Here is a 21,741-nt window from a genome sequence, read left to right on the forward strand (position 1 = left end):
GGGCGGACCCGCGGGCGGACCGGCGGGCGGGCGCCGCGCGGCGGGCTCCGGGAGGGCGAGGGCGAGGGCACGCGCGCGCGGGTGACCGGGGCGCCGGGGCACGGGCACGCGCGCGTGAGTGCGTCGGGGCGCCCGGGTGCGTTAGGTATGGACGCACACCATTGCGAGCGGGGAGGGTCCGATGACCGCGACGAGCGCGCGACGACCGCTGATCGGCGTCAGTACGTATCTGGAGCCGGGCGCGCGCTGGGGCGTGTGGGAGCTGGAGGCCGCGCTGCTGCCGGCCGGCTACCCGCGGCTGGTGCAGCGCGCGGGCGGCCTCGCCGCGATGCTGCCGCCGGACGCGCCCGAGCGGGCGGCGGCGGCCGTGGAGCGGCTGGACGGGCTGGTGATCGCGGGCGGCCCGGACGTGGAGCCCGTACGGTACGGAGCCGCGCCCGATCCCCGCACCGGTCCGCCCGCGCGGGCCCGCGACGCCTGGGAACTCGCGCTGATCGGGGCCGCGCTGGCGGCCGGGGTGCCGCTGCTCGGCATCTGCCGGGGCATGCAGCTGCTGAACGTGGCGCTGGGCGGCACCCTGGTGCAGCACCTGGACGGGCACGCCGGGGCCGTCGGCGTCTTCGGCGCCCACCCGGTCGTCCCGGTGCCCGGCACCCGGTACGCGGCGGCCGTCCCGGAACCCACGTCCGTCCCGGCTTATCACCACCAGGCCGTCGACCGGCTGGCCGCCGGCCTCGTCGCCTCCGCGCACGCCGGGGACGGCACGGTCGAGGCGCTCGAACCACCTCCCGGCGCCCCCTGGGCCCTGGGGGTGCAGTGGCACCCGGAGATGGCCGAGGACACCCGCGTGATGGGCGCCCTGGTCGCGGCGGCGGCCGGGACGGGCGGCGGCTGAGGGGGGACGCCCCCGGTGGCGACTTGCCGGCCCTTCGGCGACGCCCCGACGGCCACCCCGCACGGGGACCGCGTACGGCCCGCCCGAACGGGCCAGCGCCCCCGCAGACACCCGGCAGGCCCCTCCCGCCCGGACCGGCTGCGAACCCCGCGCGACGCGCCCGCGGATCGGGCATGACCATGCGCGCGCCTCGGACCGGCCCCCTCGACGAAGGCGCGGCCCTTTCACACGGAGCGGCTATGGACCATACGCACGGCTCGGACGCGGACCGGCTCGGGCACCGACCCCGTGCCCGCGTCCGGCACGGGTCCCTGGCCGGAGGCACGGCGGCGGCGCGGCCCCTTCGCACGGCACCGCGTCCCGCCCGCCCAGCCCTCCCCGGCCGGACCCGGATCAGGCCCGGGTCAGGTCAGGATCAGGTCCGGATCAGGATCAGGTCCGGGTCAAGGACAGCAGGTCCCGGGCGGGGCCCGTCGGGCGGTGGCCGGTGGGCCAGACCGCGCGCAGGTCGCGGCGGAGGGCGACGTCCCGGACCGGGACGGTCACCAGGCGGCGCAGGGTCAGTTCGTCGCCGACGGCCAGTTCGCTGAGGACGGCCGGGCCCGCGCCGCTGACGGCCGCCGCCTTCACCGCCGTGGTGGAGGAGAGTTCGATCAGCGGCCGGGCCAGCCCGCCCAGCGCCGCGTCCAGCACCTGCCGGGTCCCGGAGCCCGTCTCGCGCAGGATCAGCGGGGTCGCGGCCAGTTCCGCCGCCTCCAGCGGGCGCCGCCGCCGGGCCCACGGATGGCCCGGCGCGGTCACCACGGTCAGCCGGTCATGGGCGAGCACCACGGAGTCCAGTCCGGGCGGCACCGACACCCCCTCCACGAAACCGAGGTCCGCCTCGCCCGCCAGCAGCCGTTCGGCGACCACCGCGGAGTTCCCGGCCAGCAGCGACACCGCCGTGTCCGGGCGCCGCGCGCGCAGCGCGATCAGCCAGCCGGGCAGCAGATACTCGGCGATCGTCATGCTCGCCGCCACCCGCAGCCGCGAGTCCCGGCGGTCGCGCAGCGCCTGCGCGCCCACGTCGAACGCCTCCGCCGCCTCCACGACCCGCCGGGCCCAGTCCGTGACCAGCGCGCCCGCGTCGGTCAGCCGGGAACCGCGCGGCGAGCGGTCCACCAGGGCCAGCCCGAGCTGCCGTTCCATGGAGCGGATCCGGCTGCTCGCCGCCGGCTGGGTGATGCCCAGCTCGCGGGCGGCGGCGCCCAGGCTGCCCAGCCGCGCCACCGCCAGGAGCAGTTCCAGCGCGCCCAGGTCCGGCACCCGGTGGGCCAGCGGCGCCGCCCCGGGCGGCCGCCCCTCGCCGTTGCCTGCGTCCACCTCCGGCCTCCTTCCCATAAAGCCAGCTTATGCCCCGATAGAGACAAACCCCCTGGTGGGGGCAGCGGCCCTGCGAAAGCCTCAAGTCATGGTCACCGCAGCCCATTCCCCGGCACAGCACTCCCACCCGTCCCCTCCGGCCCGTACGCCCGGCCCGGCGGCCCCCCGCCGCCTCCCGGCCCTGCGCCTGCTGGGGCCCAACTGGTACGGCTCGGTCATGGGCACCGCCGCCGTCGCCGGGGCGGGTGCGGCGCTGCCGGTGCACGTCCCGGGGCTGCGCACGGTGTGCGCGGCCGTCTGGGCGCTCTCACTGGTCCAGCTCGCCGTGCTGCTCACGGCCCGCGCGCTGCACTGGATCCACCATCGCGACCAGGCCCGCGCGCACCTCCTGGACCCGGCGGCGGCCCCGTTCTACGGCTGTCTCTCGATGGCGCTGCTCGCCGTGGGCGGCGGCGCGCTCTCGGTGGGCCGGGACTGGATCGGCGCGTCCGCCGCGCTCGTCCTGGACACCGCGCTGTTCACGGCCGGTACGGCGGTCGGGCTGGTGGCGGCGGTCGCGGTGCCGTACCTGATGGCCGTGCACCACCGGATCGAGCCGCGCGAGACGACACCGGTGTGGCTGCTGCCGGTGGTCGCGCCGATGGTGTCCGCCGCGCTGGGGCCCGCCCTGGTGCTGCATCTGCCGGCCGGTCAGCTGCGGGAGACCCTGCTGCTGGGCTGTGTGGCGATGTTCGGGCTGAGCCTGCTGGCGACGCTCGCCCTGCTGCCGCTGGTGCTGGGCCGGCTGCTGCTGGTGGGGCCGCTGCCGCTCGCGCTGACGCCGACGCTGTTCCTGGTCCTGGGCCCGCTGGGGCAGTCGACGACGGCCGCCGGTGCCTTCGCGGACACCGCGCCGGGCGTCGTACCGGCCCCCTTCGACACGGGTTTCGCGGTCTTCGGGCTGCTGTACGGGGTGCCGGTCATGGGCTTCGCCGTGCTCTGGTTCGCCTTCGCCGCCGCCCAGGTGGTGCGCGCCGCCCGGCAGGGCATGGGCTTCGCCATGACGTGGTGGTCCTTCACCTTCCCGGTGGGCACCTGTGTGACCGGCGCCTCGGCCCTGGCCCGGCACACCCATCTCGTCGCGTACGACACGCTCGCCGTGGCCCTGTACGCGGTGCTGCTCACCGCGTGGGCCGCCGCGGCCGTGCACACCGCGCGCGGACTGCTCAGCGGAGCGCTGCTCGCAGCGCCTCGCCCAGCAGCCGCGGCGCCTCGGCCAGCGACGGCCCGTACCACGTCAGATGCCGTCCGCTGACCAGCGCGCAGGGCAGGCCCGCGAAGACCTCGGGGCCGTCGGCGGCGGTGAACCGGTACGGCTCGTCCGGCAGCACGACCACGTCCGGGGCGGCCGCCCGCAGATCCTCGACCGGGACGCGCGGGTAGCGCTCGGCGTGGCGGGCGTAGAGGTGGTCGACGCCCAGGCGGGCCAGCACGTCCCCGGCGAAGGTGTCCCGGCCGAGCACCATCCAGGGCCTGCGCCACACCGGCACGACGGCGGTCGTACGCACCTCGGGAGCGGGCGGCGCCGCCCAGGCGGCCTCGGCCTCGTCCAGCCAGCGCGGCCGGGCCGCCGCCCCGCAGGCCGTCAGCACCCGCGCCAGCTCGCGGAACGCGCCCGGTACGTCCCGCACCTCGGTCACCAGCACCTCGGTCCCGGCGGCGCGCAGCGCGTCGAGGTCGGGCGCGCGGTTCTCCTCCTCGTTGGCGATCACCAGATCGGGGGCGAGGGCGGCGATACGGGCGGTGTCGGGGTTCTTGGTGCCGCCGACACGGACGACGTCCAGGCCGGCCGGGTGGCTGCACCAGTCGGTGGCGCCGGCCAGCGCGCCGGGGACGGTCGCGGCGACCGCCTCGGTGAGCGAGGGGACCAGGGAGACGACGCGGACCATCAGCGCGTCCGGTCCTGCACCGCCTCGATGTGCTCGGCCACCGCGACCACGATCACGCGGGTGTCCGCGACGGTGGCCCGCCAGCGGTGGCGCACCCCGCCGGTCAGATACATGGTGTCGCCGCGCACCAGCCGGTACGCGCGGCCCTCGGCCTCGACCTCGACCGCGCCGTCGGCGACGTACATCAGCTCGTCGTTGCGGTGCTGGAACTCGCGGCCTGCGTCGTGGTCCCCGGTGAACTCCGAGGCGTGCAGCTGGTGGTGGCCGCGGACCAGGGCGCGCATCCGGGGCGCCGGTTCCGGCTCGCCGCTCTCGGGCAGCTCGGCGCGGACCACGTCGACGCTGCACGCCGGGTCGGCCGCCGCCAGCAGTTCCACCGCGGTGGTGCGCAGCGCGTCGGCGACCTTCTCCAGGGAGCTTCGGCTGGGGCGGGCCCGGTCGTTCTCGATCTGGCTCAGGAAGGGCACCGACAGGCCGCTGCGCCCGGCCACGACGGCGAGGGTCAGGTTCAGCGCGCGGCGGCGGCGCCGTACGGCCGCGCCCACGCGCAGGGGCTGTTCTTTGTGGTCGCCCATCGCTCCGGCTCCCTCCTTCGCTCGTCGTCGTGCTGTCCGCGGGCCCGCTCGCCGGCCCGCCCCCGCGCGGTCCGTCCCGGGCTCCGTGCCGGGGCGCACCGCTCCTGTTGAGTTGTCTGCACCCTACGCATGTTCGGCAAACCGTTTCACCTGCCCGTCACTTCCCCGTACGCCTCCCGTCGTCGCGACCCCCTGGTTCACGCCGCGATCCGGTCGCGCTCACAGCCACCGTACGGGCTCCGGTGCCGTACGGGGCGGTGGGGTGACGGTCCGTGATTGGCCGGATCCGCCCTGTGGACGGCCCGAGGGGCGGGTCCGGCCACACCGTCAGGTGCGTGGCCGGACCCGCCCCTCGGGCGGTGTGCGGTGCGGCGGGCCGCCGGGCGCGCCGCCGGTGCCGCTACTGCGGGGTCATCCGCTGGACGACGTCCGGGTGCTTCGCGATCCAGGCGTCGACGGCCTCGTCCTCCTGGGCCTTGCCGCGGGCGTTGATCTCGCTCTCCAGGCTGCCCAGCTCGCCCTCGCTCATCCGGAACTTCTTGATCCACTCGGTGAGCTGCGGGTACTGCTCGGGGAACTTCTCGCTGGAGATGGTGCGGATGGTGTTGCCCTCGCCGAAGAGCTTCTTGTCGTCGGCGAGCTTGGTGAGGCCGTAGCGGCTGTAGGCCCAGTGCGGGGACCACAGCACGACGGCGACGGGCTGCTTCTTGGCGTACGCGCGCTTCAGCTCGGCGAGCATCGCGGGCGTGGAGCCGTCGACGACCTTGTACTCCTTGTCCAGGCCGTAGCCGGGCAGGACCTTGCTCTTGAGGAGGGTCATCTCACCGGTGCCCGGCTCGATGCCGATGATCTTCCCGCCGAACTCGGACGACTTGCCCTTCAGGTCCGCCAGGGACTTCACGTCCTTGACGTAGGACGGCACGGCGATCTCCAGGGACGTCGGCTGGTACCAGGTGCCGAGGTCCTTGAGCTTGTCCTTGCTCTTGTCCCAGTAGTTCTTCTGGGCGTAGGGCAGCCAGGCGTCGAAGTTGAGGTCGATGTCCCCGCCGGCCAGGCCGGTGTAGACGGGGCCGACGTCCATCTGCTTGAGGTTCAGCTTGTAGCCGCGCCGCTCCAGGACGTGCTTCCACAGGTGGGTGACGGCGACGTCCTCGTCCCAGGGGAACCAGGCGACGTTCAGCGCGCGCTTGGCCTCGGCCGGGGTGCTCCCGGCGCCGCCGGGCACCGGGGCCAGCTTGTCGACGACGCCCGGGTTGGACTTCAGCCAGGTGCGCACGGCGTCCTGCTGCCGCCCCTTGCCGGCCTTGTTGATCTCGGCCTCCAGACTGGTGAGCTGCTTCTCGTCCAGCTTGAAGTTCTTCAGCCAGTCGCCGACGACCGGGTTGTCGTCGGCGAAGCCCTTGCGGGACAGCGTGTGCACGCCGTCGCCCTTGCCCCAGGCGCCCTTGGGGTCCTTGAGCTTCTTCAGGTCGTAGTCGTTGTACGCCCAGTGCGGCGACCACAGGGTGACGAGGACCGGTTCCTTCTTGCTGTAGGCGCGCTTCAGCTCGGCCAGCATGGCGGGCGTGGAGCTGTCGACGACCTTGTACTCCTTGTCCAGGCCATAGTCCTTGAGGACCTTGCTCTTGAGCAGGGCCATCTCGCCGGCGCTGGGCTCGATGCCGGTGATCTTCCCGCCGAACAGGGACGCCTTGCCCTTGAGGTCGTCGAGGGAGTTGATGTCCTTCATGTACGAGGGCACGCTCAGCTCCAGCGAGGTCGGCCCGTACCAGGAGCCGAGGTCGTCGAGCCGGTCGCCGTACTTCTTCCAGTACTGCGCGTGGGTCGTGGGCAGCCAGGAGTCCGTCTCGAAGTCGACGCTGCCCTGGGCGAGCGAGGTGTAGAGCGGTCCGGCGTCGAACTGGCGGGCGTCGACCTTGTAGCCGCGCCGCTCCAGGACCTCCTTCCACAGGAAGGTGGAGGCCACGCCCTCGTCCCAGGGGATGTAGCCGATGGTGACCTTCTTGCCCTTGCCGACGTTCTGGCCGTCGTCGGCGGCGGTGGCGCTGTCGCCGCCCCCGAAGACGCCCATGCCGCCGGCGGCCAGCGCGAGCACGACCACGCCGATCACGGCGATCTGCGGGCTGGGCCGGTACGACCAGATCTTCAGGCCGGCCAGCGCGCGGGCGCGGGCGGCGGCCCGGCGGCCGAGCGGCGAGACCTGGGTGCCCAGGGCGTTGGTCATGCGGTCCAGGTAGATCGCGAGGATCACGATGGCGACGCCCGCCTCGGAGCCGAGGCCCACGTCGAGCTGGCCGATGGCCTCGTTGACGTCGCCGCCGAGGCCGCCGGTGCCGACCATGCCGGCGATCGCGGCCATGGACAGGCCGAGCATGATCACCTGGTTGACGCCGGCCATCACGGTGGGCAGCGCCAGCGGCAGCTGGACGCGCAGCAGGATGCTGCGGGGCGTGCTGCCGAACGCCTCGGCGGCCTCCACCAGCTCCTTGTCGACCTGGCGGATGCCCAGCTCGGTCATGCGCACGCCGGGGGCGAGCGCGAAGATCAGGGTGGCGACGATGCCCGCGGGACCGCCGGTGCCGAAGAACAGGATGGCCGGGATGAGGTAGACCATCGCCGGCAGCGTCTGCATGAAGTCCAGGAAGGGCCGCACGATCGCGCTGACCCGGTCCGAACGGGCCGCCCAGACACCGACGGGTACGGAGATCACCAGGGCGATGATCGTGGCGACCAGGACGAGCGCCAGGGTGACCATCGCGTCGTCCCACAGCCCGAGGGAGTCGATGAAGGCGAACCCGACGAAGGCGAGGACACCGGCCAGGGTGCCGCGCAGCCAGAAGGCGAGCACCGCGAAGATGCCGGCCAGCAGCAACGGCTCGGGCGCCTGGAGGACGGCGTTGATGCCGTCGTAGGCGCCGGTGAAGACGGTCTTGAAGAAGTCGAAGAGCCAGGACATGTGGCCCAGCAGCCAGTCGACCGCGGAGTTGACCCAGTCGCCGAGCGGGATCCTAGGCACGGGCCACCTCCTTCTTGCCGTCCTTGCCGCCCTTGCCGCGCGGCGCGTCGCAGGTCACGGGCGTGGCGTCGGCGGCGTCGGGCTCGTCGGCGAGGAAGCCGATGAGCCGCCCGCGCGGTACGACGCCCACCAGCTCGCGGTGCTCGTCGAGCACGGCGACCGGGTGGGGCAGCCGGGCGCTGAGCGCGCACAGCTCGGTGAACGGGGTGTGCGGCGTCGCGGTCTGGCAACCGCAGTCGGCCTCGTCGCCCCGCACCTCGCGGTCCATGACCGACTCCGCGGTCAGAACGCGGGAGCGGTCGACGTCCTGGATGAAGGAGGCGACGTAGTCGCCCTCCGGGCGCAGCAGGATGTCCTCGGCGGTGCCGTTCTGCACGATCCGGCCGTCGCGCATGACGGCGATCCGGTCGCCCAGGCGCATGGCCTCGTTGAGGTCGTGGGTGATGAACACGATCGTCTTCTTCAGGGTCTTCTGGAGCTGGAGCAGCTGGTCCTGCATGTCACGGCGGATCAGCGGGTCCAGGGCGCTGAAGGACTCGTCCATCAGCAGCAGGTCGGCGTCGGTGGCGAGCGCGCGGGCGAGGCCGACGCGCTGCTGCATGCCGCCGGACAGCTCGTCGGGCCAGGAGTCCTCCCAGCCGGCCAGGCCGCACAGGGCGAGCGCCTCGTCGGCGCGGCGTGCGCGCTCGGCGCGGGGCACGCCCTGCACTTCCAGGCCGTACGCGGCGTTGTCGCGGACGCTGCGGTGCGGGAAGAGCGCGAAGTGCTGGAAGACCATGCTGATCTTCTTCGAGCGGACCTCGCGCAGTTCGCGGTCGGTGAGCGCGGTCAGGTCCTCGCCGTCGAAGCGCACCTGCCCGGCGGTCGGCTCCAGGAGGCCGTTCAGCATCCGAAGGAGTGTGGACTTGCCGGAGCCGGACAGCCCCATCACGACGAAGATCTGTCCGGGGTCCACGGTGAAGGAGGCGTCGATGACGGCGGCGGTGGTGCCGCCGGCCCGCAGTTCGTCGCGGCCGGCACCCTGCCGGAGTTTCTCCACTGCCTCGTCGGGTCGTCTGCCGAACACCTTGTACAGGTGTTGGGCCTCAAGCCTGGATGCCACGCGCACCTCTCGTCATAGGGGACAGGGACAGTTGCGAAGGATCAGTAACAGTTGAATAACGCAACTACCTTCGCTCGGGCCCGCGCCTGCCCAGGTCCCCCGGGGGCAAACACAAAAGTGGCGTGGCTCACACGGCGCCGGGTGACTGTCAGTGGGGTACGGCATGATGCGAGGCGTGACCGGACCACTGATGCTCCTCGACAGCGCCTCCCTGTACTTCCGCGCCTACTTCGGCGTCCCGGAGTCCGTCAGGGCCCCCGACGGCACCCCGGTGAACGCGGTGCGCGGACTGCTCGACTTCATCGACCGCCTGGTCCGCGACCACCGGCCCGCCCACCTGGTGGCCTGCATGGACGCCGACTGGCGGCCGCACTGGCGGGTGGAGCTGATCCCGTCCTACAAGGCGCACCGCGTGGCCGCGGAGCACCCGGGCGGCCCGGACGAGGAGGAGGTGCCCGACACCCTCTCGCCGCAGGTCCCGGTCATCGAGGCGGTGCTCGACGCCCTCGGCATCGCCCGCGTGGGCGTCGCCGGGTACGAGGCCGACGACGTCATCGGCACCTTCACCGCCCGCGCCGCCGGCCCGGTCGACATCGTCACCGGCGACCGCGATCTGTACCAGCTGGTGGACGACGCGCGCGGGGTGCGCGTGCTCTACCCGCTCAAGGGTGTCGGCACGCTCCAGCTCACCGACGAGGCGGTGCTGCGCGAGAAGTATGGAGTCGACGGCGGCGGGTACGCGGACCTGGCACTGCTGCGCGGCGATCCGAGCGACGGTCTGCCGGGTGTGCCCGGCATCGGGGAGAAGACGGCGGCCCGGCTGCTCGACGCCTTCGGCGACCTGGCCGGGATCATGGCCGCGGTCGACGACCCGCGGGCGAAGCTCACCCCGGCGCAGCGCAGACGACTGGAGGAGGCGCGCCCGTATCTCGCGGTGGCCCCGAAGGTCGTGCGCGTGGCCCGGGACGTCCCGCTGCCGGACGTCGACACGGCCGTGCCGCGCACCCCGCGCGACGCGGCGGCGCTGGCGGAGCTGTCCGGCCGCTGGGGACTGGGCGGGTCCCTCCAGCGCCTGGTCAGCACCCTGGAGGCGTGACGCGGAGCGACGACGCGCACGGGGAAGTCCCCCGCGGAAGAGGTGCCGCCCGGCGGAAGGTGCTAACTTAGGTAAGCCTAAGCACGTGAACTGGGAGGCCGTCATGGCAGAACGTCCGGCGCGCAAACCGCGAAGGGTCCACACCGCGCGGGTGATCCGCACCGAACGGCTCACTCCGCACATGCAGCGCGTGGTGCTCGGCGGCGAGGAGCTGGCCGGCTTCGCCGCCGACACCTGCACGGACCACTATGTGAAGCTGCTGTTCCCGGCCCCCGGCGTCACCTATCCCGAGCCCTTCGACCTGCAGCGCGTCCGCGAGGAGTTCCCGCCCGAGCAGTGGCCGGTGACCCGGACCTACACCGTGCGCGCCTGGGACGCCGAGCACCGCGAGCTGAGCATCGACTTCGTGGTGCACGGCGACGAGGGCCTGGCCGGCCCCTGGTCGCTGCGCGTGCGGCCGGGCGACGTGGTGCGCTTCATGGGCCCCGGCGGCGCCTACGCCCCGGACCCCACCGCCGACTGGCATCTGCTGGCCGGTGACGAGAGCGCCCTGCCCGCCATCGCCCGCTCCCTGGAGGCCATGCCCCCGGGCGTCACCGCGCACGCCTTCGTGGAGGTCTCCGGGCCCGAGGAGGAGCAGAAGATCGACTCCGACGTGGAGGTCGTCTGGCTGCACCGCGGCGAGCGGCCCGTCGGCGAGGCCCTGGTCGAGGCCGTACGGGCGCTGGACTTCCCCGTCGGCCGCGTGCAGGCCTTCGTACATGGCGAGGCGGGCTTCGTGAAGGAGCTGCGGCGGCTGCTGCGCGTCGAGCACGGCGTCCCCCGCGAGGACCTGTCGATCTCCGGCTACTGGCGCCTGGGCCACAACGAGGACGGCTGGCAGGCCTCCAAGTCCGAGTGGAACGCCCGTGTCGAGGCCGAGCAGGAGGGCGCGCCGAGCGCCGCCTGAGCCGAGGACGCATCCCGAGGGGCGGCACCCGCGCACGCGGGGGGCCGCCCCTCGCGTCGTCGCACGCGGGCGCGGTCCTCGCCCGGCCCGCTCAGTCGCCCCGCACCCGGGCGTGCAGATGCATGTCGTGCCAGCCGTCCGTGTGCAGACCCGAGCGGCGCTTGGTGCCCTCCAGCGCGAAGCCGGTCCGGGCGGCGACCCGGCAGGACGCCTCGTTGGCCACGGCGTGCAGCAGTTCCAGGCGGTGGAAGCCGGTCTCCTCCAGCGCCCAGCGGGCGAGAGCGGCGGTGGCACGGGCGGCCACTCCCCTGCCCCGCGCCTCGGGCGCCGTCCAGTACGCCACCTCGGCCGCGCCGTCCGCGAAGCGGACCTCGCGCAGCGCGACCCGGCCCAGCAGGCGCCCGGCGCCGCCGTCCTCGGCCACCGCCCAGTGGGCCTCCCGGTCCGCCGCCCAGGCCGCGTGCCACTGGGCGATCCAGCCGCTCACCTCCTCCTCACAGCCGGCGGAGCGCAGATGCCACCGGTGCATGACCGGGTCCTGGAAGACGGCGTGCACGGCGGGCGCGTCCCCGGGCCGGAAGGGACGCAGCAGGAGTCCGTCGCCGGTGGGCACGGCGGGCTGCGGCGCACGGGAGAAGGCGTGGGCGGGCAGGACGGGAGCGGTGAGGTCGGGCATGATCCGCATCCTGCCGGGCGCGGACCGGGCGGCCCAGCGGTTTTCCCCCGGGCCCGGCGGCTCGTAGGCTGCTGCCGATGAGACGCCGTTCCCGCCCCGCACCGCCCGCTCCGCTGCCCCAGCTACGGGGCGTGGACCCGGTGCGGGTGCGGCTGCCCGCCGGGGGGACCTGGGCGACCGTGCGCGAGCACCTGGTGGAGCGGCTGTCCGGGGCGGCTCCCGGCGCGGTCGCCGAGATGTTCGACCAGGGGCTGATCGTCGGCGCCGACGGACGGCCGGTGGCACCACAAGCGCCGTACGAGCCCGGGATGTTCGTCTGGTTCCACCGGGAGCTGCCCGACGAGGTGCCGGTGCCGTTCCCGCTGGAGGTGGTCCACCGCGACGAGCACCTGGTCGTCGCGGACAAGCCGCACTTCCTCGCCACCACCCCGCGCGGCACCCATGTCGCCGAGACCGCGCTGGCCCGGCTCCGCCGCGAACTGGCTCTCCCGGCGCTCGGCGCCGCGCACCGCCTGGACCGGCTCACCGCCGGGCTGGTGCTGTTCACGGTGCGGCCCGAGGAGCGCGGCGCGTACCAGACGCTCTTCCGCGACCGGCGGGTGCGCAAGGTGTACGAGGCCGTGGCGCCGTACGATCCCGCGCTCGCCCTGCCCCGGACCGTGTGCGGCCGGATCGTGAAGGAGCGCGGGGAGCCGGCCGCCCGCGAGGTGCCCGGCGAGCCGAACGCGCTCACGCACGTCGAACTGCTCGCACACCGCGCGGACGGCCTGGCCCGCTACCGGCTCACCCCGGCCACCGGGCAGACGCACCAGCTGCGGGTGCACATGAGCGCGCTGGGCGTGCCGATCCTCGGCGACCCGCTCTACCCGGTGGTGACCGGCCCCGGCCCGGCCGGTGACTTCCGGCGCCCGCTGCAACTGCTGGCGCGGGAGCTGGAGTTCACCGACCCGGTCACGGGCGCCGAGCACCGGCTGCGCAGCGGCCGGACCCTGCGGGCCTGGGAGTCCCCGGCCGCGTGGGACGCGGGTCAGTAGCCGCGCCACCAGCGCAGGAAGCGCTGCCAGGCGCCGAGCGGGCGGTCCGGCACGAAGTCGCCGCCGGGGTCCGCGCCGGGGCCGGTGTCCGTGCCGCCGCCGATCCCGACCCCGGTGCCGGTGGTCCCGGCGGTCCGGGCGGTCGGCGCCGCGGGGGCGGTGGCCGCGGGCGCGGACGCCGGGCGTGCGGGCGCCTCGGCGGTCACCGCCGTCCGGCCGCGCGAGGGTCCCGCCGACACCGTGGCGTCGGCCGTCCCCTCGTCCGGCACGGGCTCGGGGGACGGTGCGGGCGTGGCCGGTACGGTGCTGATCTCCCAGGCGGTGCGCGGCTGCGGCACCGGCATCGGGGTGTGGCTCGGCTGGGCCATCACGTCCTGCTGCGGGCGCGGGGTGAACCGCACCGGCAGCTCCACCAGGTGCTGCGAGGCGATCGACTCGGTCCAGCGCAGCTCGTCCTCGTGGCAGTCGAGCCGGATGTCGGGCAGCCGCATCAGCAGCTTGTCCACACCGACGTCCGCGATGGCCCGGCCGATGTCCTGGCCGGGGCACTCGTGCGGGCCGCCGCTGAAGGCGAGGTGGGACCGGTTGCCCTGCATGTCGGCCGCCAGATCGGGCCGGACCCGGGGGTCGACGTTGCCGGGCGCGATACCGAGCAGCAGCCCGTCGCCGCGCCGGATGCGCTGGCCGCCCAGCTCGGTCTCCTGCTTGGCGAAGTAGGCGAAGATGGTGCTGAAGGGCGGCTCGTCCCACAGGGACTGCTCGACCGCCTCAGGCACCGTCATCTGCCCGCCGTTGAGCTGGGCGCGGAACCCCGGGTCGGTGAGCACCCGGCGGATGGTGTTGGCCAGCAGGTTCGCGGTGGCCTCGTAGGCGGCGATGAGCACCAGCCGCAGGTGCTGGCCGACCTCTTCGTCGTTCAGACCGGCCGGGTCGGCGATGAGGTGGCTGGTGAAGTCGTCCTCGGGGCGGGCCCGGCGGCGGGCGGCGAGCCCGCTCAGACAGCCCATGATGTAGTCGTTGCTGGCGATGGCGGTCTCGGTGCCCTTGAGCATGTCGCGGGCGGCCTGCACCAGCCGGTCGCCGTACTCCTCGGGCATGCCGAGGACCTCGCACATCACGGCCATCGGCAGATGCTCGGCGAACTGGTCGACGAGGTCGGCGCGGCCCGTCTCGCAGAAGCGGTTGACCAGGCGCTGGGTGGCGCGGCCGATGTGGCGGCGCAGCCCCCGGTGGTCGATGGTGGCCATGGCCGCGGTGACCGCGCCGCGCAGCCGCTTGTGCTCGTCGCCCTCGGCGTGCGAGCAGATCGGCTGCCAGGCGATGTGCGGCATGAGGGGGTGGTCGGGCTTGACCATGCCCTCCTTGAGCGGGGTCCAGATGCGGCTGTCCCGGGTGAACTGCGAGGGGGTGCGCACCATGTGCAGGTTCTCGGTGTGGCCGAGGACCACCCACATGGGGACGTCGTCGTGCAGCAGCACGGGCGCCACCGGGCCGTGCCGGTCGCGCAGTTGCTCGTACAGGTCACCGAGGTCGGGCGCCTCGTGCAGGCGGTGCAGCCCACCGGGGCCGACGCCGTGCGCGGGGCAGCCGGGGGGCGGGGCGGGGATGCGGTCGTCCGGACCGGTCAGGTGCTGGGGTTCAGGCGTCACAGCGGTCGCTTTCGAAGCGGAAAGGACGGAAGGAGAGACGGAGAGACGGAAGGGGAAGCAGGAAAGCAGAAGGGAACAGAAGGGGGCGGAAGGGAACAGAAGAGGGCGGAAGAGAGCCGGGCGAGCCGGGAGTGTCACGGGCCGTTCAGGTGCGCGGGCCCGTCATGGCCAGGGAGTGCAGGAAGCGCATGAGGGTCATCAGCACGTCCCGGCTGGAGGCCCGGCGGCGTACGTCGCACTCGACCATCGGGATCTCCTCCGACAGGTCCAGCGCCGTGCGCAGTTCGGCGATCGGGTAACGGGGACCGTCCGGGAAGGAGTTGACGGCCACCACGAAGGGCACGCCGCGCTCCTCCAGCCGGCCCATCACGTCGAAGCTGACCTCCAGGCGGCGGGTGTCGACCAGGACGACCGCACCGAGCGCCCCCTCGAACAGGCCGTTCCACAGGAACCAGAAGCGTTCCTGACCGGGCGTGCCGAAGAGGTAGAGCACCAGTTGGTCGGTGATGCTGATACGCCCGAAGTCCATGGCGACGGTGGTGGCCGTCTTGGAGTCGGAGCCGTAGTCGTCGTCGACCCCGATCCCGGCCTGGGTCATGGTCTCCTCGGTGGTCAGCGGCCTGATCTCGCTGACCGAGCCCACCATCGTCGTCTTGCCGACCCCGAACCCGCCGACGATGACGATCTTCACCGCGGCCTGGGCCGTGTGCGGGAGATGGTCACCGGTGCGCGGGCCGGGGAGGGTGTCAGAGCCGTTGAAGTCCATGCATCACCGCTTCGAGGAGGGAACGGTCGGGGACCGCCTGGCGCACGATCGGGGCGCGCGCCTGGACCAGTTCGGCCGTCAGCAGCTCGGTGATCAGGACCGTCATCGCGCTGAACGGCAGGTTGAGGTAGGCCGAGAGTTCGGCCACGGACAGCGGGGCGGTGCACAGCCGCAGCAGCGCCGCCTGCTCGGGGGTGGCGGACGGCGGCGGCTCGGCGCGCGCCACCACGAGGGTCACCAGGTCGAGGGCGGCGCGGGCACCGTCCTCGCCCGCGCCGGCCACGACGTACAGCCGCTCCGGGTTCCTCTCCTCGCCCTGCCTGGCGGGTCTGGGCGGCGGCGGTTCGTGTGCGGGGTAGCGCCTCTGGCGTCGCGGAGGGGTCATACGGTCTGCCCACCGCGCCGGGGCGGACTGGTCAGGTGGGCCCCGATCCGGACCACGAGATCGCGCATCCGGGCGCTCATCATGCCGGGTTCGGTGCGGATGTCGGCGAGGACGGCCAGATAGGCGTTGGCCCCGGCGGACATCAGATAGAAGTAGCCGCCGTCGATCTCGATGATGACCAGCTTCATCCGGCCGTCGCTGTCGGGGATCTCGACGGCGACGGCGCCGGCCAGGCTCTGGAGCCCCGCGCAGGCCGCGGCGACCCGGTCGGCCGCGTCCGGGTCACCGCCGTAGCGGGCGATGCGCAGGCCGTCGGCGGAGAGCACCACGATCATCTCGATGCCCGGTACGCCGTCGTTCAGCTCCTTGAGCATCCAGTCGAAGTTGGCACGCTGCTGGATCACTTGAGGTCCCCCTCGTCGTCGGCTCCGTCACGGGCCGGCTTCTCGATCAGGTGCAGGAACGCGGTCGGGTCCTGGGTGAACGCGGTCGGGTCCGGGCCCGGGTTGTCCTTCTTCAGGCCGTCCCAGAACGCCTCCACCCACAGGCCGGGCTCGGTCTCCTGCTGCGCGGGCCGGCGGACGGCGGCCCGGGGCGTGCTCCACACGGAGCCGCCCTCCTGCTCGGCCCGTTCGGCGGCGACCTGTTCGGCGATGCGCTGGCTGAGCGGGATCTTGACCCGGCTGCGGCGCTGCGGCAGGCCGCCCGGCGTCCATTCGGTGACCTCGGGGACCTCGTCCTCCATCGGGACCGAGGCGGGAATGCGCGGGCTGGTGGGGCGGCGCTTCTTGGGGGCGCGCTTGGGTCCCTCGACGGCGTCCTCGCCGGGCCGCGGGATGGAGGTGGCGCCGATGCCGTGGGCGAGCCCGGGGGCCGGATCGGTGGTCATCATGTCGCTGGGCACGACGAGGACGGCGCGGACCCCGCCGTACGCGGAGGCCCGCAGGGAGACCTGCATCTTGTACGCCGTGCACAGGCGGCCGACGACGGCGAGGCCGAGCCGCGGGCTCTCGGCCAGCTCCTGGAGGTCGACCCCGGCCTTGGCCGCCTCGACCATCTTCTCGATCCGGGCGCGGGACTCCTCGTTGAGGCTGACGCCGCCGTCCTCGATCTCGATGGCGACGCCGCTCTGCACCTCCACGGCGGTCACGTGCACCTTGGTCTGCGGGGGCGAGTAGCGGGTGGCGTTGTCGAGGAGTTCGGCGGCGGCGTGGATGACCGGCTCGACGTCGGTGCCCTTGATGTTGACCTTGGCGATGGAGTGCAGCTCGATGCGCCGGTACTCCAGGATCCGGGACATGGCGCCGCGCAGCACGCTGTAGAGCGTGACCGGGTTGGGCCACTGGCGGCCGGGGCGGCCGCCGCCGAGGACGGAGATGGAGTCGGCGAGGCGGCCGATCAGCGCGGTGCCGTGGTCGATGCGCAGCAGGTCGTCGAAGACCTCGGGGCTGCGGCCGTGGTCCTCCTCCATCTCCCGCAGTTCCTTGGCCTGCTGGTGCACGATCGCCTGCACCCGGCGGGCGATGCTGACGAAGGAGCGCTGTGTGGAGTCCCGCATGGACTCCTCCTGGTCCACGATCTTGAGGATCATGCGGACCACCGCGCGCTGCGGCTCCGGGATCCGGCACCACTCCGGGTCGCCGTCGATGAGGTCGCGCATGACCTCGCGCGGGGTGTGGCTGGCGCGCAGATAGGCGACGGCGGCCGGGAGGATCTCCGAGGCCAGGTAGGAGATCTCCTCGTCGTGGCCGGCGATGCGCCGCTTCAGGTAGTCGGTCTGCCGGGCGTGCTCGGCCCGCTGCTCGCGTACGGTGCGGCCGCGGCGCACCGCTTCGGCGGCCGCGAGAAGCACCAGGAGGGTGGCGAGGGCGCCGCAGCAGCCCACGGCGAGGCGGGCCGGGTCCGCCACCAGGGCGACGGCGGCGCCGGTGGCCGCCGCCATCAGTATGACCGGGAGCAGCAGCACGCGTGCGCGGGGAAGTTCGCGGCTGCCGGGAGGCGATTGGACACTCACCATGTAAGCCTTCTGAGATGAATCGGCGGGGGTGGTTCGGGGCAGCGTCGGGCCGGGTGGGTCGGCGAACTGCCGCACCTTGGAACATGGGGAACATTGGGGAACAAACGCACGAATACCCATCAACTCGGTGCGCTGCGGGCGAGCTTAGTCCGACCGGATCAACGCCGTGTCATCTTCGGCAACCGCCTGAAACGGGCCGGGAGACTGGAGTACCCTCGGCCGTTTCGCACGCCGCGGATTCACTCGAACACCGACCGTGACGACGTACGGGCATACGACGGCCCGTCACCGGGACGGGTGAGAAAAGGCCCTGGGGCGTGACCGCGCGCGGACCGACCGCACACCGTCACGCCCCAGGGCCCCGGGACGGGTGGACTCACCCGACCGACGAGTAGGCGACCACTCCCCTCAGCAGGCCGTCGACCGCCTTGCGCGCGTTCTTCGCCACGGTGGAGTCCTCCGTGGGAGCCGCCGCCGAGATCTGCCCGAGGACGTCGATGACCTGCTTGCACCAGCGCACGAAGTCGCCGGCCGGCATCTCCGCCTCGCGCAGCACCTCGTCGAGGCCCTTGCCCGACGCCCACATGTACGCGGCCCAGGCGAAGCCGAGGTCGGGCTCGCGCTGGCCGACGCCCTCGGTCTGGCTGATCCGGAAGTCCTCCTCCAGGGCGTCCAGACGGCCCCAGATGCGCACCATCTCCCCGAGCGCGGCCTTCGCCCGGCCCGAGGGCAGCTTGGGCGCCATGGCGTCGTCGGCGGCCCGCGCCTCGTACACCAACGCCGAGACGCACGCGGCGAGTTCGGCCGGACCCAGGCCCTCCCACACCCGCTCGCGCAGGCATTCGCTGGCGAGCAGGTCGAGTTCGCCGTAGAGCCGGGCCAGGCGCTTGCCGTGCTCGGTCACCTCGTCACCGCGCAGATAGTCCAGCTCGGTCAGGAGCGCGACGATCCGGTCGAAGGTGCGCGCGATGGTGTTCGTGCGGCCCTCGATGCGGTGCTCCAGCTGCCGGGTGTCCCGCATCAGCCGGTGGTAGCGCTCGGCCCAGCGGGCGTGGTCCTCGCGGTCGTCGCAGCCGTGGCACGGGTGGGCCCGCAGGGCGGTGCGCAGCCGGGCGATCTCCCGGTCGTCGACCGCCTGCGAACGCCGCTTGCGGTGCCGCTCGGGCGGGATGTGCCCGGCCTTGGTGCGCAGCGCGGAGGCCAGGTCGCGGCGGGACTGCGGGGAGCGCGGGTTGAACGACTTCGGGATCCGCATCCGCTCCAGCGGCTCCACCGGCACCGGGAAGTCGATGGCCGCCAGCCGCTTGACCTGGCGCTCGGCGGTCAGCACCAGCGGACGCGGGCCGTCCTGGTGATCGAAGCCGCGGTGTCCGTGGGAGCGGCCGGCCGGCAGCCCCGGATCCAGCACCAGCGCCAGGCCCGCGAACTTGCCGGTGGGCACATGGATGACGTCACCGGGCTTGAGCTTCTCCAGCGCCACGGCGGCCTCGGCCCGCCGCTGGGTGGCACCCTGGCGGGCCAGTTCGTTCTCCCGGTCCTTCAACTCGCGGCGCAGTCGCGCGTACTCCGTGAAGTCGCCGAGATGGCAGGTCATCGACTCCTCGTAGCCCGACAGGCCCTCCTCGTTGCGCTGCACCTGCCGGGAGATGCCGACGACCGAGCGGTCCGCCTGGAACTGCGCGAAGGAGGTCTCCAGCAGTTCCCGCGAGCGGTGCCGGCCGAACTGCTCGACCAGGTTGACCGCCATGTTGTACGACGGCTTGAAGCTGGAGCGCAGCGGATACGTACGCGTGCCCGCCAGCCCCGCCAGGTGCTCGGGGTTCATGGCGCGCTGCCACAGCACCACCGCGTGCCCCTCGACGTCGATGCCGCGGCGGCCGGCCCGTCCGGTGAGCTGGGTGTACTCGCCGGGGGTGATGTCCGCGTGCTGCTCGCCGTTCCACTTGACGAGCTTCTCCAGGACCACCGAGCGGGCCGGCATGTTGATGCCCAGGGCCAGGGTCTCGGTGGCGAAGACCGCCTTGACCAGGCCCCGCACGAACAGCTCCTCGACGACCTCCTTGAAGGTCGGGAGCATGCCGGCGTGGTGGGCCGCGATGCCGCGCTCCAGGCCCTCCAGCCATTCGTAGTAGCCGAGGACGTGCAGGTCCTCGCGCGGGATGGCGGCGGTGCGCTCCTCGACGAGGGCGCGGACCTGCTCCCGCGCCTCCTCGTCGTTGAGCCTGAGACCCGCGTACAGGCACTGCTGGACGGCGGCCTCGCAGGCGGCGCGGCTGAAGATGAAGGTGATGGCGGGCAGCAGGCCCTCGGCGTCGAGCCGCTCGATCACCTCGGGGCGGCCCGGCGTCCAGATCCGGGAGCGCTGGCGGCGCTCGCGCTCGCGGTCCGCCTCGCGCATGTTCCGGCCGCGTCTGCGGTCCTGGTACGACGGCCTGCTGGCCTCCATCCGGGCCATGCGCATGAGGTCGGGGTTGACGGCCTTCTTGTGGCCCTCGCCCTCCTCGAACAGGTCGTACATCCGGCGCCCGGCCAGCACGTGCTGGAACAGCGGGACGGGGCGGTGCTCGGAGACGATCACCTCGGTGTCGCCGCGGACGGTGTCCAGCCAGTCACCGAACTCCTCGGCGTTGGACACGGTCGCCGACAGTGACACCAGCGTCACCGACTCGGGCAGGTGGATGATCACCTCCTCCCAGACGGCACCGCGGAAGCGGTCGGAGAGGTAGTGCACCTCGTCCATGACCACATAGCCGAGGCCGCGCAGCGTCTGGGAGCCCGCGTACAGCATGTTCCGCAGGACCTCGGTGGTCATCACGACCACCGGGGCGTCGGAGTTCACGCTGTTGTCGCCGGTGAGCAGGCCCACCTTGTCGCTGCCGTAGCGGCGGCACAGGTCGGAGTACTTCTGGTTGGACAGCGCCTTGATGGGGGTCGTGTAGAAGCACTTCTTGCCCTGCTGAAGGGCGAGATGGACGGCGAACTCGCCCACGATCGTCTTGCCGGAGCCGGTGGGCGCGGCGACCAGCACGCCCTTGCCCGCCTCCAGGGCCTGGCAGGCCTCGATCTGGAACGGGTCGAGGCCGAAGTCGTACATCTCGCGGAAACCCGCGAGCGCGGTGGCCTGCTCGGCAGCTCGCCTGCGCGCTGCCGCGTACCGCTCGGCCGGTGAGAGGTCCTGAGTCATCGTGCTTTCGAGCGTACCGGGCCGCACCGACAACAGGACGATCATTATCCCGATCGCCCCGACCTGCCGGGTCCCGCCCCGGGCGGCCGGGCCCTGACCGGCCCCCCGGCACGCGCGAGGGCCGGCCGCTCGCGGGGCGAGGGGCCGGCCCTCGCGGACGCCTGCGGCCGCCGGGGTCAGGTGCGGCCGGGGTCAGGTCACGTCGTCGTAGCCGTTGACCCGCTCGGGGCCGGACTGCTCGGGCACCGACCGGCCGGCGCCGACGGGCTCGATCTCGCCGATGTCCTCGGGCGTGAGGTCGAGGTCGGAGGCCTCGTCGTCGGACAGGCCGCCTCCCGCGCGCCGCTGCTTGCGGCGGTCGTTCAGCATGGAGAAGCCCACGGCGATGAAGAACAGTCCCCAGATCGGTGCCGCGAGGGACAGCATGGTCCCCGGGTCCGGGCTGGGCGTCGCCACGGCGGCGAAGGCCGCGATACCGACGATCATGCCGCGCCACCAGCCGAGCATGCGCCGGCCGGACAGCACACCGGTGAGGTTGAGCATGATCAGCAGCAGCGGCATCTCGAAGGCGAGGCCGAAGACGACGACCATGCGGATGCTCAGGTCGAGCAGGTCGTCCAGGGGCAGCAGGTTCTCGGCGTTGCTGGGCGTCAGGTCGATCAGGAACTTCGCCGTCGTCGGCAGCACGTTGTAGGCGAGGTAGCCGCCGGCGAGGAAGAGGGGGAAGCCGAACGCCACGAAGGCGTAGGCGTACTTCTTCTCGTTGCGGTGCAGACCGGGCGCCACGAACGCCCACAGCTGGTACAGCCACACCGGCGACGCCAGCACGATGCCCGTCGTCAGGGCGACCTTCAGGGCCAGGGTGAAGGGCGCCAGCAGGCCGCTGACGGTGAGGTGCGCGCAGTGCACGTCCTTCGACTTGGCCAGATTCCCGAACGAGTCCGGGCATCCGATGGAGTCCAGCACCGGCCGGGTGATGAAGTCGGTGATGTCCTTGTAGTAGAAGGCCGCCGCCACCGTCACGACGAGGATCGCCAGGACACCCTTCGCGAGCCGGTTGCGCAGCTCGCGCAAGTGGTCCGCGAGCGGCATGCGCCCCTCGGGATC

At 73.1% G+C, this 21,741-nt stretch carries 18 protein-coding genes; 5 read left to right on the top strand and 13 right to left on the bottom strand.

The window, feature by feature from the left end; all coding sequences use genetic code 11:
- The first annotated feature begins 181 nt into the window (after nt 1–181).
- The gene (locus tag R4Z62_RS05805) at nt 182–895 is read left to right on the top strand and encodes a gamma-glutamyl-gamma-aminobutyrate hydrolase family protein (protein WP_355478582.1); all 714 of its coding nucleotides are present in this window, start codon (nt 182–184) and stop codon (nt 893–895) included.
- Nucleotides 896–1,327: 432 nt separating this feature from the next.
- Here R4Z62_RS05805 and R4Z62_RS05810 read toward each other — a convergent pair whose 3' ends face one another.
- Nucleotides 1,328–2,275, bottom strand: a complete 948-nt coding sequence (locus R4Z62_RS05810; RefSeq protein ID WP_491519267.1) for a LysR family transcriptional regulator — start codon at nt 2,273–2,275, stop codon at nt 1,328–1,330.
- A 70-nt stretch (nt 2,276–2,345) separates the two neighbouring features.
- On the opposite strand from R4Z62_RS05810, the gene R4Z62_RS05815 reads away from it, so the two are divergent.
- A complete protein-coding gene (locus R4Z62_RS05815) occupies nt 2,346–3,551 on the top strand; it encodes a TDT family transporter (RefSeq protein ID WP_491519268.1) in 1,206 nt (401 codons plus the stop codon).
- On the opposite strand, the gene R4Z62_RS05820 is transcribed toward R4Z62_RS05815, so the two are convergent.
- From R4Z62_RS05820 to R4Z62_RS05835, 4 genes are all read right to left on the bottom strand, one after another.
- Nucleotides 3,463–4,185: a helical backbone metal receptor gene (locus R4Z62_RS05820; RefSeq protein WP_491519269.1), complete on the bottom strand. Its 723-nt coding sequence runs from the start codon at nt 4,183–4,185 to the stop codon at nt 3,463–3,465. The two genes, R4Z62_RS05815 and R4Z62_RS05820, sit on opposite strands and share 89 nt — an antisense overlap.
- Nucleotides 4,185–4,760: a helix-turn-helix domain-containing protein gene (locus R4Z62_RS05825; protein ID WP_381737014.1), complete on the bottom strand. Its 576-nt coding sequence runs from the start codon at nt 4,758–4,760 to the stop codon at nt 4,185–4,187. The genes R4Z62_RS05820 and R4Z62_RS05825 overlap by 1 nt, the downstream gene beginning before the upstream one ends.
- A 400-nt stretch (nt 4,761–5,160) precedes the next feature.
- Nucleotides 5,161–7,776, bottom strand: a complete 2,616-nt coding sequence (locus tag R4Z62_RS05830; protein ID WP_491519270.1) for an ABC transporter permease/substrate binding protein — start codon at nt 7,774–7,776, stop codon at nt 5,161–5,163.
- The gene (locus tag R4Z62_RS05835) at nt 7,769–8,878 is read right to left on the bottom strand and encodes a quaternary amine ABC transporter ATP-binding protein (RefSeq protein WP_064531845.1); all 1,110 of its coding nucleotides are present in this window, start codon (nt 8,876–8,878) and stop codon (nt 7,769–7,771) included. The genes R4Z62_RS05830 and R4Z62_RS05835 overlap by 8 nt, the downstream gene beginning before the upstream one ends.
- A gap of 190 nt (nt 8,879–9,068) precedes the next feature.
- Here R4Z62_RS05835 and R4Z62_RS05840 point away from each other — a divergent pair, with 190 nt between their 5' ends.
- On the top strand, nt 9,069–9,974 hold the full coding sequence (locus tag R4Z62_RS05840; RefSeq protein WP_355478704.1) for a 5'-3' exonuclease: 906 nt from the start codon (nt 9,069–9,071) through the stop codon (nt 9,972–9,974).
- 103 nt (nt 9,975–10,077) lie between these two features.
- Nucleotides 10,078–10,923 carry a siderophore-interacting protein gene (locus R4Z62_RS05845; RefSeq protein WP_064537270.1) on the top strand — a complete coding sequence of 282 codons (846 nt, stop codon included), beginning with the start codon at nt 10,078–10,080 and terminating at the stop codon, nt 10,921–10,923.
- A 91-nt stretch (nt 10,924–11,014) separates the two neighbouring features.
- On the opposite strand, the gene R4Z62_RS05850 is transcribed toward R4Z62_RS05845, so the two are convergent.
- Nucleotides 11,015–11,599, bottom strand: a complete 585-nt coding sequence (locus tag R4Z62_RS05850; RefSeq protein WP_491519271.1) for a GNAT family N-acetyltransferase — start codon at nt 11,597–11,599, stop codon at nt 11,015–11,017.
- A 77-nt stretch (nt 11,600–11,676) separates the two neighbouring features.
- Here R4Z62_RS05850 and R4Z62_RS05855 point away from each other — a divergent pair, with 77 nt between their 5' ends.
- Nucleotides 11,677–12,633: an RluA family pseudouridine synthase gene (locus R4Z62_RS05855; RefSeq protein WP_491519272.1), complete on the top strand. Its 957-nt coding sequence runs from the start codon at nt 11,677–11,679 to the stop codon at nt 12,631–12,633.
- Here R4Z62_RS05855 and R4Z62_RS05860 read toward each other — a convergent pair.
- The 7 genes from R4Z62_RS05860 to tatC all read right to left on the bottom strand — a co-directional run bounded on the left by R4Z62_RS05860 (nt 12,627) and on the right by tatC (nt 21,726).
- Nucleotides 12,627–14,282 (bottom strand): cytochrome P450, encoded by a 1,656-nt coding sequence (locus tag R4Z62_RS05860; RefSeq protein ID WP_491519273.1) that lies wholly within the window; start codon nt 14,280–14,282, stop codon nt 12,627–12,629. The genes R4Z62_RS05855 and R4Z62_RS05860 overlap by 7 nt on opposite strands.
- 145 nt (nt 14,283–14,427) lie before the next feature.
- Nucleotides 14,428–15,048 (bottom strand): GTP-binding protein, encoded by a 621-nt coding sequence (locus R4Z62_RS05865; RefSeq protein WP_064531852.1) that lies wholly within the window; start codon nt 15,046–15,048, stop codon nt 14,428–14,430.
- Nucleotides 15,029–15,433: a DUF742 domain-containing protein gene (locus tag R4Z62_RS05870; protein WP_064531854.1), complete on the bottom strand. Its 405-nt coding sequence runs from the start codon at nt 15,431–15,433 to the stop codon at nt 15,029–15,031. The genes R4Z62_RS05865 and R4Z62_RS05870 overlap by 20 nt, the downstream gene beginning before the upstream one ends.
- On the bottom strand, nt 15,430–15,837 hold the full coding sequence (locus R4Z62_RS05875; RefSeq protein WP_064531856.1) for a roadblock/LC7 domain-containing protein: 408 nt from the start codon (nt 15,835–15,837) through the stop codon (nt 15,430–15,432). The genes R4Z62_RS05870 and R4Z62_RS05875 overlap by 4 nt, the downstream gene beginning before the upstream one ends.
- A complete protein-coding gene (locus tag R4Z62_RS05880; protein ID WP_491519274.1) occupies nt 15,834–17,450 on the bottom strand; it encodes a sensor histidine kinase in 1,617 nt (538 codons plus the stop codon). Before R4Z62_RS05880 ends, R4Z62_RS05875 begins: the two co-directional genes overlap by 4 nt.
- Nucleotides 17,451–17,826: 376 nt before the next feature.
- Nucleotides 17,827–20,679: a DEAD/DEAH box helicase gene (locus R4Z62_RS05885; RefSeq protein WP_064531859.1), complete on the bottom strand. Its 2,853-nt coding sequence runs from the start codon at nt 20,677–20,679 to the stop codon at nt 17,827–17,829.
- 147 nt (nt 20,680–20,826) lie between these two features.
- A complete protein-coding gene (gene tatC / locus R4Z62_RS05890; protein ID WP_018570335.1) occupies nt 20,827–21,726 on the bottom strand; it encodes a twin-arginine translocase subunit TatC in 900 nt (299 codons plus the stop codon).
- Nucleotides 21,727–21,741 lie beyond the last annotated feature (15 nt).

This window comes from Streptomyces sp. PL-25 (assembly GCF_058344915.1).